Below are 10739 nucleotides of genomic sequence, written 5' to 3' on the forward strand. Positions count from 1 at the left end.
CCCTCCCTTAGAATAGAAAATCAGTGATGACCTACTCTGAAACGAGATCTGACTTGAGTAAAGCAGACGAAACCAACAACAAACTACCCGGCGGTACGAATCTCGATGGGGGGACCTCCTCCTTGTGCCCTGAGGGCGTTGGTTACTTATTTATTCCTCTGGTAGATGATGCGCAGCCCCTCCAAGGTGAGGAACTCGTCCACCTCCTCGATGGTGACGGACTCAGGCGCTATCAGGGAGGCGAGCCCCCCGGTGGCGATTACCTTGGGGTTCTCCTTCCCCTCCCCTTTCATCCGTTGCACGATCCCGTCCACAAGCCCCACGTAGCCGAAGAAGATCCCGGCCTGCATGGAGTTCACCGTGTTCTTGGCGATGATGCTGGGGGGGCGGGCGATATCGACCCGCGGCAGCTTGCTCGCCTTCATGAACAGGGCCTCCATGGAGATGGCGAGCCCCGGTGCGATGGCGCCGCCGCAGTACTCACCCTTCTTGTTGACGTAGTCGAAGGTGGTGGCGGTGCCGAAATCGACGATGATGAGCGCCGTGCGGTACTTCTCGAACCCGGCGATGGCGTTAACGATGCGGTCCGCCCCGACTTCCTTGGGGTTATCGTAGTGGATCGGCATGCCGGTCTTGATGCCGGGGCCGACCACGTAAGGCGAAATCTTGAAGTACTGGCGGGAGAGCTTCTCCAGCACGCCGGTTAGGGTCGGCACCACCGAGGAGATGATGATGTCCTTCACGTCGGTGAAGACGATGTCCGCCAGGCGGAACAGGTCGTGGAACAAGATGCCGTACTCGTCGATAGTCTTGGACTTGTCGGTGGATACCCTCCAGTCCCGGACCAGGCGTTCTTCATCGTATATCCCGAGAACGATGTTGCTGTTCCCGACGTCGATAACCAAAAGCAAACCCGAACCTCCTCACGCAAAGCCGCAAAGGCGCAAAGCAAACCTTCGAGACCTACTCATTTAGTTTCGTCTTTCTTTGCGCCTTCGCGGCTTTGCGTGAGGCGTTTTTAGATGAACGCGACGTCCCCGGACAGCACCGTTTCCAGGGTGCCGTCGCCCAGGAGCACCAGGAGCGCCCCGAAGGAATCCACACCCTGCACCACGCCGCTGAATTCGCGGTTTTGCTGGCTCACCCTTACGCTGCGCCCCTTGATAGCGGAACGCGCCAGCCACTCGGCCCGGACCGGTCCGTCCCCTTGCACCAGAAAATTGTCGTACAGCTGGTCCAGTTCCTCTAAAAGGGCGCGGGTGAACCTCAGCCGGTCCACCTCCTCTCCCCCCTCCTCCAGGAGCGAGGTCGCGGGGTGGCGCAAAAGTCCTTCGCTGATGACGGCCATGCGGAGGTTAAGGTTGACCCCGATGCCAAGAACCACGAAGTTCACCTTCTCGGTCTCAGCATTCATCTCGTTCAGAAGCCCGGCAACCTTTTTCCCGTTGATCAGGATGTCGTTGGGCCACTTGATCTGCGGCTTAAGGTTGGTGCAGCGCTCGACGGCGCGGGCCACGGCGACCACCGAGAGGAAGGTGAGCTGGCAGGCAGCCACCGGGGCTATCGCCGGGCGCAGTACCACGGAGCAGTAAAGGTTCACTCCGGGGGGGCTGAGCCAGATCCGACCTAGCCGCCCCTTGCCGGCCGACTGGGTGTCGGCGATGACCACGGTCCCTTCGGGAGCCCCCTCCTCCGCCATCTTGAAGGCGACGGAGTTGGTGGAATCGGTCTCCTTGAGGCAGATGACCGAGGAGCCGACCCTCTTGGTGCCGAGGCCGGCGGTGATGTCGAGATTGGTGAGAATTTCGGGGGAGGAGAGCAGCCGGTACCCCTTGGAGGGGACAGCTTCGATCTGGTACCCTTTGCCCCTTAACCCCTTGACGTGCTTCCAGACTGCGGTTCGCGAAACCCCCAGCGCCTTGCTGAGCGCGGCGCCGGATACCACACCGTCTCCGGAGCGGAACAGTTCCAGGATTTTCCCGTCTACTCCGGATTCTTTCAAACTTCCTCCATCAGCATGGAGATGTCGGTGGCCCTGACCGAGTGGGTCAAGGCCCCGACCGATATGATGTCCACCCCGGTCTGGGCGATGGATTTGATGGTCTGCAGATTCACCCCGCCCGAGGCCTCGACCAGCGCCCTTTTGCCGATCATCTGGACGGCCTTCGTCATCTCTTCGAGTCCCATGTTGTCGAGCATGATGATGTCGGCGCCGGCCTCAACCGCTTGCGCCACCTGGTCGAGATTCTCGGTCTCCACCTCGACCTTGAGGGTGTGCGCGATGTAGGCGCGGGCGGCGCTCACCGCCTGGAGGATCCCGCCGGCGGCTGCTATGTGGTTTTCCTTGATGAGCACGCCGTCGTAGAGCCCGGTGCGGTGGTTGGTCCCCCCACCTACCCTTACCGAGTATTTCTCAAGCACGCGCAGTCCCGGGGTGGTCTTCCTGGTGTCGACGACGCGGGCGCCGGTTCCTTCCAGCTCCTTCACGTAGGCTGCGGTCTGGGTGGCGATGCCGCACATGCGCTGCAAGAGGTTCAGAGAGACCCGCTCCCCCTGCAAAAGCGAGGCGGCGTTTCCTTCCATGCGGGCGATGACGTCCCCCTTGGCGAGGCTATCGCCGTCGGAGAACTCCGCCTTGAAGCTGACACTGGCGTCGATGCGGGAGAAAACGCGCTCGGCCACGGCGATCCCCGCCAGGACCATCGGTTCCTTGGCGACCAATCTGGCGCGCATCTGGCGCGGCTTGCGTAAAACTGAGAGGGTGGTTATGTCACCGGTGTGGATGTCTTCGGCGAGGGCGTTATCGATTATCTTGTCAATTTGGTTCATGTTATCGGGCATCTCCTTCGAAAAGCGGCATTTTTTTATAGCACAGCTTAACTAGCCCCGCAACCGCTAATACTTCCGCTATAAAAGCTACTGTCGCCACTCCGCGGGGACCCCTGCCTTGGACGCTGCTAGGTCCAAGGCGGCTATCCGGTTCAACAGATCGCCGATGCGGGCGTCGTCAGCCGAGGCCTGCGCCTCCGCCTCATTTATCGCCGCCCGGTCACGCGAACGCTGGAAGATGGCCCTGCGCCGCCTCAGTTCGACCAGTTTCTGCTCCTTTTGGCTGCGTGCCGCCTGCAGCGTTTTCAGCTCCGACCTAAGCTCTCCGAACTGGGCGCGCCACCATGTCTCGTCGTGCCCCCCGGGAACGCTCGCTTCCCCCCTGCCGGCAGCAGGCGCGGCGAGATCCGCGGCAGGGCCCGGCTCGGGGGGCGCAGCCTCCGGGAGCCGGGCCGGTTCCTTCACCTCGATGCGCGTCGCCTTTCCCTTATACTGCTTGGGCACCTTGTGGGCATCGTCGGTCATGTGGACGACACCTTTGGCATCGGTCCATTGGTAAAAAGCGGAACTAGCGGGGGCTGGGATCAGCAGGGAAATAGTCAGGAAAAAGGGCAGGCAAGTTTTCATTGGTTTCCCTCTTAAACACAGTCATTGCAGTCATAAAACATAAAAAACAATCAATACTTTTGAATTGACGGCCACCTTGTCGATGTGTATATTATCCCGGCTAATGCCTCGGTCGGCAGAGCAAATACCAAGCTAGAAGGAGTGTACCATGCAGTTTCGCCTCGCCACCCTTACGCTTCTCATTGTCTGCCTTCTGCCAGTCGCAGTGTTGGCAAAGGAGACAAAGGACATCAAATTCCCTCTTCAGAATGCTGACGCTGTCGTTTTCAGCCATGATGTCCACCTGAAGAAATATAACAACAATTGCAGGATCTGTCACAACGCTATCTTCAATCTTAAGTTAAAGCGTCATTTCACCATGGCCGAGATGGAAAAGACTAAGTCCTGCGGCGCTTGCCATACCGGTGTCAAGGCTTTCAGCGTAGCGGACGACAAGAGCTGCGTCAAATGCCACAAAGGCAAGCCGCGTGACATTCAGTTTAAAGTGAAAAACGCAGGGCAGACCGTTTTCAGCCACAGCAACCACCTTGCCAAACTGAAGGGCGAGTGCAGAGCCTGCCATAACGGCGTGGTCATCACCGGCAAGGAAGGGCGCGTCACCATGGCCCAGATGGAGAAAGGCAAAACCTGCGGCGCCTGCCACAACGGCAAGCGGGCCTTCACGGTAGCCGGCAACTGCGGCAACTGCCACAAAGGGATGAAGCCGCGCGAGATCAGCTTCAAGTCAAAGGGCGTCACCAACGCGGTGTTCAGCCACGACTTCCATATCGAAGCGTTCTCCTGCAAGGATTGCCACACCAAGATCTACCCCTTCCAGGCCGGCGTGAAGCACTTCACCATGGCTGACATGGCTAAAGGGAAGTCCTGCGGGGCCTGCCACAACGGCAAAGAGGCCTTCTCCTCCAACGGCGACTGCAACAAGTGCCACAAAGGGTACAAGCCCGGCACGGTCACCTTCAAGACCGAGAGCGGCGATGTGAAATTCAGCCACGACTTCCACCTGGAAGCTTACAAGTGCGCTGACTGCCACACCAAGCTCTTCCCGTTCAAGGCCGGTGCCAAGCACTCCACCATGGGCGACATGGAGCATGGCAAATCCTGCGGCGCCTGCCACAACGGCAAGGACGCATTCTCCTCCAACGGCGACTGCGACAAGTGCCACAAGATGTAACAGACTGACACATTTTCACACGCAAAAGGCGGCGCCTGCTATCAGGCTCCGCCTTTTTTTATTCATTGCCCATTCCCGCAGCCAAGAAAACAGTTGAGCTCCTAGCCCGCCTCAAAGCTTAGGGTATACTTCCCGAGTTTGAAATTTCCAATAAACACCAGAGACAGTCGCAGTCGAGTGGTTACAGTCATAAAACGACAGCCGGCAGCGCCAGAAAGCGCGGCCGCAAGGAGGCCACCAATGTTCAGACTACCGCATTGCGCAGCCCTGTTCGCCCTCCTGATTACACTCTTCAGACCTGCTCCGGCAATGAGCATCTCATCGGAAATAGTAGGTCATGCCGTAATGACAGCCATACCAGTGTCAGCCATCGCCGTCGCCTACTTCAGACACGACGTGGAAGGCGAAAAGCAATGGCTGCGCAACACGATCGCCAACCAGACCCTCACCTCCATCGCGCGGCTCGGCTTCAACGAGACCAGCCTCGGTAGGCGCCCCACAGGCAACGGCTACGGCTTCCCATCCGGGCACGTCGCCTTCGCCGCTTCCGGTGCCGCCTTCTACAGCGAGCGCTACGGCTGGATGTACGGGGTCCCAGCCTGGCTCGCCACCGCATACGTGGCCAACAACCGGGTTCAGAACCACGACCATCACTGGCGCGACGTCATAGCGTCGATGGCGCTATCCTACGGGGTGGGCAAGCTCTTCGTGACGCCCGAAAACGCGAGCTACGTAGCCCCGGTGATCGGGCCGGACTGGCTGGGACTAAGGTGGGAACGATCCTTCTAAACCAGGGGGGAAAGGACATGGCAAAGCTAAACCTGGGGTGCAGCGGTTTCAGCTACAAGCATTGGCGGGGCAACTTCTATCCGGACGACGTCTCGCAAAAGGCGTGGTTCGCCTTCTACCGCTCGGTCTTTGCTACGGTCGAGTTAAACGTAACCTTCTACCGCATCCCCACGCAGGAAACCTTCAGGCACTGGTACGAGCAAAGCGGCAAGAACTTCTCGTTTGCCGTCAAGGGGAGCCGGTACATCACCCACATAAAAAGGCTGGTGGACGTCGAGAGCGCGCTGGCCAGATTCTTCGGAGCCGCGCAAGAGCTTCAGGAGAAATTGCAGGTGGTACTTTGGCAGTTCCCGCCGCAATTCAAAGCGGATCTTCCCGCGCTGGAAAGATTTCTGGATCAGGTGGCGCAGTATCACGTCAGAAACACGCTTGAATTCAGGAACCAGAGCTGGCTCACCGACGAAGTGGTAGCCCTTTGCAAGAGCCGCAACATCTCACTGTGCATGGCGGACCACCCCCCGTTCATCGACACCCTCCCCGTCACGGCGGACTTCGTCTACATCCGCAGGCACGGCATGGAGGGGAGCTACAACGGGTTCTATACGAGCGAACAGCTGGAAAAGGATGCGGCGAGGATCAGGAGCTACCTGGACCGGCAGCTCGACGTGTACATCTATTACAACAACGACATGGGCGGAGCTGCACCCCAGAACGCGCAGGAACTGGCTTCCATGCTGAAGGAACCCGACTAGGCCCCGCCTCCCCCAGAGCTAAATCCCCCCCGTCCCCCCTTCTCAAAGGGGTGAGCACAATAGCAACTCCTCCACAAAGAGGGGAAAGGTAATTCCTCTACCCCCACCATGATTCAAAGCGGCGGACCGCTTACCTGCTGCAGAGCGCTCTCCAGAGTCTGATCGCCTACGGTGAGATAGAGGTTCCCTTCGGTGACGGTGAGGGACCAGGAGATGACGCGCTGCAGGTCTGTGGCAAGTTGTGAAAGGAAACCGAAATCGAGAGCGACAACGGTCAGGTTGGGGATCGAGGCGAGCTTCACCTGATGCTGCGGCAGCCAGCGGTTCAGCCCGGAACCGAAGGCAAAGAGGATGGCGCGCTCGACGTGCCGGCAGGACTTGGCGAGCTTTTCGGGATCGGGGAGCCCCACCTCGACCCACAGTTGCACCCTCCCATCGGGCCCCTTGCTCCAGAGATCCGGCTCGTCGCCGGAGCCGACCCCCTTGGTGAAGACGAGCTCCTCGCGGAAGCACAGGGCATACGCCAGCAGGCGAGCCAAGAGCCTTTCCGCAGTTTCGGAGGGGTGTTGCGCGATGGTGGTCTGCAGTTGCTCGTAGATCTGGCGGTCGAGATCGGAAAGCTGCACTGAAGCGCGGTAAATCGTAGAGGGAAGTGCCATTAGTTAATCCAATCCTTGAGGTTGTCCGGTATCGCTTTTCAGCACGCCGCGCCAGTCGCAGTTCTCGAAATCGATCAAAAGCGCGGTCGGTATCAAGGTGTCCACTTCGCTAAGCCTTTCGCCTACAAGTGCCGTCGTAAACTCCCTGAAAAGCGCCACCTCCTCGTGCAGCATCTCGTCGAAGGGGGCCCTGAGCCCGTCCATCCGGAGCGGGTCGGCATCGGTGAAGTTCATGGTGCACCACTCGTCGTGCATGACCTCGCCGCCGGTATCGACCAGCGGTATGCCGTGCAGCCGGCAGGTCATGGGGCGGGTTTGGTAGACCAGGCAACGGCCGTCATCTCCCAGCAGCACACAGGGGGTCTCATCCTCGTCGGGCATGAGAACTTCCCACTCCTCCTCGTCGCGGTAGTTCAAGAGGTACGGGTGGTCGAACTCGGGCCATGCCTCGCGCATCAGGGCGAGCCTGTCGCGGCACTTGACCAGCACCGTCTCCCTGGTGGCCTCGGGGAGCTGGTCGAACCCGAGCTTCAGGTAATAGGCGTCGAGGAGCGTGATGTCAAAGGTGGAGCGGCAGCAGGCAGAGCAGCCGCTCTTGCAGGCGATGCTCTCCGGGTAGAGCTCCATCGAGCGGGCGAACCAGGCATCGACCTTATCGAGCAAAATCCGAAATTTAGTCAGTACTTCTTGCATAGAACCTTTAAGCATTACCACAGAGGTCACAGTGGTACACGGAGGACACAAAGGAAAGGCTAAAAGAAAGGGGAAAACCGGGTTCTCCCCCGTTTGAAGATTTTCCTCTGTGCCCTCAGTGAACCTCCGGGACCTCTGTGTTCCGCAGTTCGCATTTGTCTAAAAACAAAGGCGGCAATAGTTTCATTGCCGCCTTCGGTGAAATACTATCTACCGTTTGTTAGGCAAGGATCTCGGACTTGGTGAAGATGGACTTGAGCCAGTACCCTTCGGCCTCGATGTTCTCGCGGCCCCCTTCTTCACGGTCGACCAGGGTGACTACACCCAGAACCACAAGCCCTTCCTCTTCGGCGCGCTTGATCGCCTTGATGGAGGAACCGCCGCTGGTGACGACGTCCTCGACGATGACGACCTTGGAGCCGGGCTTCAGGTTCTTCCTTCCTTCCAGCCAGGCGCCGGTACCGTGACCTTTGGGCTCCTTCCTGATGATGAAGCCGGGAACCGGTTTCCCCGCCAGGAAGCTGGCGATGGAGGTGGCGGTCGCGATCGGGTCGGCGCCGAGGGTGAGCCCCCCTACCCCTTCCACCCCTTCGACGTCTTTGATCGCGTCGAAGAAGAGCTTGCCGGTGAGGTAGCCACCTTCCGGGTGCAGCGTGGTCTGCTTGCCGTCAAAGTAGAAATCGCTCTGGCGACCGGAGGCCAGGGTGACGTTCCTCTTCTCGTAGGACAGCTCTATGATGATCTTCTTCAGCCTTTCCTTCTCGCTCATTATTTCTCGATCTCCTTTTCGAATAGCCCCATCTGCGGCTCGTCCTGGTCGAGAAGCCGCGGGAATTTTACCGGGTAGCCCCCGGTGAAGCAGGCAGTGCAGAAGCCGGCATTTTCCGCGCCGACGGATGACATGAGACCTTCTTCGGAAAGATAGCCGAGCGAGTCGGCCGTTATGTAGCGGCGGATCTCGTCGAGCGAGTGCGACGAGGAGATCAGCTCTTTACGGTTGGGGGTATCGATCCCGTAGTAGCAGGGGTAGCTGGTCGGAGGCGAAGAGATGCGCACGTGCACTTCCCTCGCGCCTGCGTTGCGGATCATCTTGACGATTTTCCTGGAGGTGGTGCCGCGCACGATGGAGTCGTCGATGACGACCACGCGCTTGTCCTTCAGCACCTCGCGCACCGGGTTCAGCTTGATCTTGACGCCGAAGTGGCGGATGGCCTGCTGCGGCTCGATGAAGGTACGCCCCACGTAGTGGTTGCGGATCAGCCCCAGCTCGAACGGGATGCCGGACTCCTCGGCGTAGCCGAGCGCCGCGGGAACCCCGGAATCGGGGATCGGGATGACGATGTCGGCGTCCACCCTGTGTTCGCGGGCCAACTGGCGCCCCTGCTCCTTGCGCACTTGGTACACGTTTTTCCCGAAGATGTGGGAGTCGGGACGGGCGAAATAGACGAATTCGAAGATGCAGGGGGTGGGATCGACCTTCTTGAACGGGAAGAAGGAGGACATGCCGTTTTTATCGACGACTATCATCTCGCCCGGCGCGATCTCGCGGATGAATTCGGCATCGATGAGGTCGAGGGCGCAGCTCTCGGAAGCCACCACATAGGAGCCCCCCAGGCGCCCGAGGCAAAGCGGACGGAAACCGTTGGGGTCGCGGACGGCGACCATGCGGGTTTCGGTCAGGAAGAGCAGGCAGTAGGCCCCCTGGATGCGGCTGAGCGCGTCGGTGAGCCGGTCCTGCAGCGAGATGGCCTTCGAGGTTGCCAGAAGGTGCACGATGATCTCGGTGTCCATGGTCGTCTGGAAGATCGATCCGTACGCTTCGAGCTCATCCTTGATGATCTGGGCGTTGACGATGTTGCCGTTATGGGCCACGGCGATGGAGCCGCGGGAGTAGTCCACCATGATCGGCTGCACGTTCTTGATCACCGACGAGCCGGTGGTGGAGTACCTGACGTGGCCTATGGCAGCCTTGCCCGGCAGCGATTTGAAGATTTCCTGATTGCCGAAAACGTCGGCGACAAGTCCCATGCTCTTGTGGGAGTGCAGGTTGTTTCCGTCGGAGGAGACGATACCGCAACTTTCCTGTCCCCTGTGCTGAAGGGCGTAGAGTCCGAGGTAGGTGAGGTTCGAGGCCTCCGGGTGGTTGAATACACCGAAAATGCCGCACTCTTCTTCGGGCCTGCGCATCATCATTTCTTCCACGACTGCTCCTTATAAAAGAACTGCTTACCTGTCGATCCTTCTTTGTATCCCCGAAGGGATCGTCCACCATTCTTCCCCTCGGTGGGGAGATCAGTCCATCCCCGAAGGGAGACAGGCACCTGGCGGAGCCAGTCCCCTTTCGGTGGGGGGAAGACTTATCTAGAAGTTTTCCTTCACGTACTTAGCCGCGTTCTTGAAGAAAATCAGCCCCTCGCCCTCTTCCGGCAGGTCCTCTCTAGTCCAGCGCGGGTGCTGGGTCCGGTGCACGAACGCCTCGGGGTGCGGCATGAGCCCCATGACCCTGCCGGTCTCGTCGCAGATGCCGGCGATGGCGTTGACGGAGCCGTTGGGGTTCTCGGGGAACTCCATGGTCGGTGCCGCGTAGTGCTTGTCGGAGTACTTGAGGCAGGTGAGGTGCTTCGTCTCGATCGCTTCGAGCGTATTGGCGTCGTCCACCAGGAACTTACCTTCGCCGTGGCGCACGGGAAGGTAGACCCCGCCCTCGATGCCGCGGGTGTACAACGACGGGGAAGCCGCGTCGCACTTCAGGTAGCACCAGCGGTCCTGGAAACGGCCGTTGGCGTTGTAGGTCAGCGTCGCGGTCTGATTCAGATAATTGCCCCCCAGAGCCGGGAGCATCCCCATCTTCACCAGGAGCTGGAACCCGTTGCAGACGCCCAAGATAAGCTTGCCGTCGGCGATGAAGCGGGAGATCTGGTCCACCAGGAGCTCCCCCTTCCCTTCTACCGCTGCGTAGCGCAGCCGGTTCGCCTGCGCTTTGGCGCTCCCCAGGTCGTCGCCGTCGAGGAAGCCGCCGGTCAAGTTGAGGAAGTGGTAATCGTCCAGGCTCACTTCGCCGGACATAAGTTCCGATATATGGGCGATGCGCGCCTCGTCGAAGCCGCCCAGGCGGCAGGCGTGGGCCGCCTCCATTTCGCAGTTGGTGCCGTTGCCTGTTATGACTAGCGCTTTAGCCTTTGTCATCAAATAAGTCCTCTATGAAAAGATTGGTAGCGG

Annotated in this window: 12 protein-coding genes; 3 read left to right on the forward strand and 9 right to left on the reverse strand. The window is 59.6% G+C overall.

Annotated features, from left to right (window positions below):
* Positions 1–146 precede the first annotated feature (146 nt).
* From GBEM_RS11605 to GBEM_RS11620, 4 genes are all read right to left on the reverse strand, one after another.
* Positions 147–911 carry a type III pantothenate kinase gene (locus GBEM_RS11605; RefSeq protein WP_012530753.1) on the reverse strand — a complete coding sequence of 255 codons (765 nt, stop codon included), beginning with the start codon at positions 909–911 and terminating at the stop codon, positions 147–149.
* A gap of 107 nt (positions 912–1018) precedes the next feature.
* Positions 1019–2002: a biotin--[acetyl-CoA-carboxylase] ligase gene (locus tag GBEM_RS11610; RefSeq protein ID WP_012530754.1), complete on the reverse strand. Its 984-nt coding sequence runs from the start codon at positions 2000–2002 to the stop codon at positions 1019–1021.
* Positions 1999–2829 (reverse strand): carboxylating nicotinate-nucleotide diphosphorylase, encoded by an 831-nt coding sequence (gene nadC, locus GBEM_RS11615; protein WP_012530755.1) that lies wholly within the window; start codon positions 2827–2829, stop codon positions 1999–2001. The genes GBEM_RS11610 and nadC overlap by 4 nt, the downstream gene beginning before the upstream one ends.
* An 87-nt stretch (positions 2830–2916) precedes the next feature.
* On the reverse strand, positions 2917–3456 hold the full coding sequence (locus GBEM_RS11620; RefSeq protein ID WP_012530756.1) for a DUF4124 domain-containing protein: 540 nt from the start codon (positions 3454–3456) through the stop codon (positions 2917–2919).
* A 148-nt stretch (positions 3457–3604) separates the two neighbouring features.
* On the opposite strand from GBEM_RS11620, the gene GBEM_RS11625 reads away from it, so the two are divergent.
* From GBEM_RS11625 to GBEM_RS11635, 3 genes are all read left to right on the forward strand, one after another.
* The gene (locus tag GBEM_RS11625; RefSeq protein ID WP_012530757.1) at positions 3605–4627 is read left to right on the forward strand and encodes a cytochrome c3 family protein; all 1023 of its coding nucleotides are present in this window, start codon (positions 3605–3607) and stop codon (positions 4625–4627) included.
* A gap of 240 nt (positions 4628–4867) precedes the next feature.
* Positions 4868–5416: a phosphatase PAP2 family protein gene (locus tag GBEM_RS11630; protein ID WP_012530758.1), complete on the forward strand. Its 549-nt coding sequence runs from the start codon at positions 4868–4870 to the stop codon at positions 5414–5416.
* 17 nt (positions 5417–5433) lie between these two features.
* On the forward strand, positions 5434–6168 hold the full coding sequence (locus GBEM_RS11635; RefSeq protein WP_012530759.1) for a DUF72 domain-containing protein: 735 nt from the start codon (positions 5434–5436) through the stop codon (positions 6166–6168).
* A 113-nt stretch (positions 6169–6281) separates the two neighbouring features.
* Here the strand turns inward: GBEM_RS11635 and GBEM_RS11640 are convergent, their stop codons facing one another.
* From GBEM_RS11640 to GBEM_RS11660, 5 genes are all read right to left on the reverse strand, one after another.
* Positions 6282–6827, reverse strand: coding sequence for a YaeQ family protein (locus GBEM_RS11640; RefSeq protein WP_012530760.1), 546 nt, complete (start codon positions 6825–6827; stop codon positions 6282–6284).
* Positions 6828–6830: 3 nt separating this feature from the next.
* Positions 6831–7520 (reverse strand): YkgJ family cysteine cluster protein, encoded by a 690-nt coding sequence (locus GBEM_RS11645; protein ID WP_012530761.1) that lies wholly within the window; start codon positions 7518–7520, stop codon positions 6831–6833.
* Between the two features lie 220 nt (positions 7521–7740).
* Positions 7741–8289, reverse strand: coding sequence for an orotate phosphoribosyltransferase (gene pyrE, locus GBEM_RS11650; protein ID WP_012530762.1), 549 nt, complete (start codon positions 8287–8289; stop codon positions 7741–7743).
* The gene (purF, locus tag GBEM_RS11655; RefSeq protein WP_041263222.1) at positions 8289–9713 is read right to left on the reverse strand and encodes an amidophosphoribosyltransferase; all 1425 of its coding nucleotides are present in this window, start codon (positions 9711–9713) and stop codon (positions 8289–8291) included. The genes pyrE and purF overlap by 1 nt, the downstream gene beginning before the upstream one ends.
* 168 nt (positions 9714–9881) lie before the next feature.
* Positions 9882–10706, reverse strand: a complete 825-nt coding sequence (locus GBEM_RS11660) for a phosphoribosylformylglycinamidine synthase subunit PurQ (protein ID WP_012530764.1) — start codon at positions 10704–10706, stop codon at positions 9882–9884.
* Positions 10707–10739: the final 33 nt, after the last annotated feature.

It is taken from the genome of Citrifermentans bemidjiense Bem (assembly GCF_000020725.1).
GTDB lineage: Bacteria > Desulfobacterota > Desulfuromonadia > Geobacterales > Geobacteraceae > Geomonas > Geomonas bemidjiensis.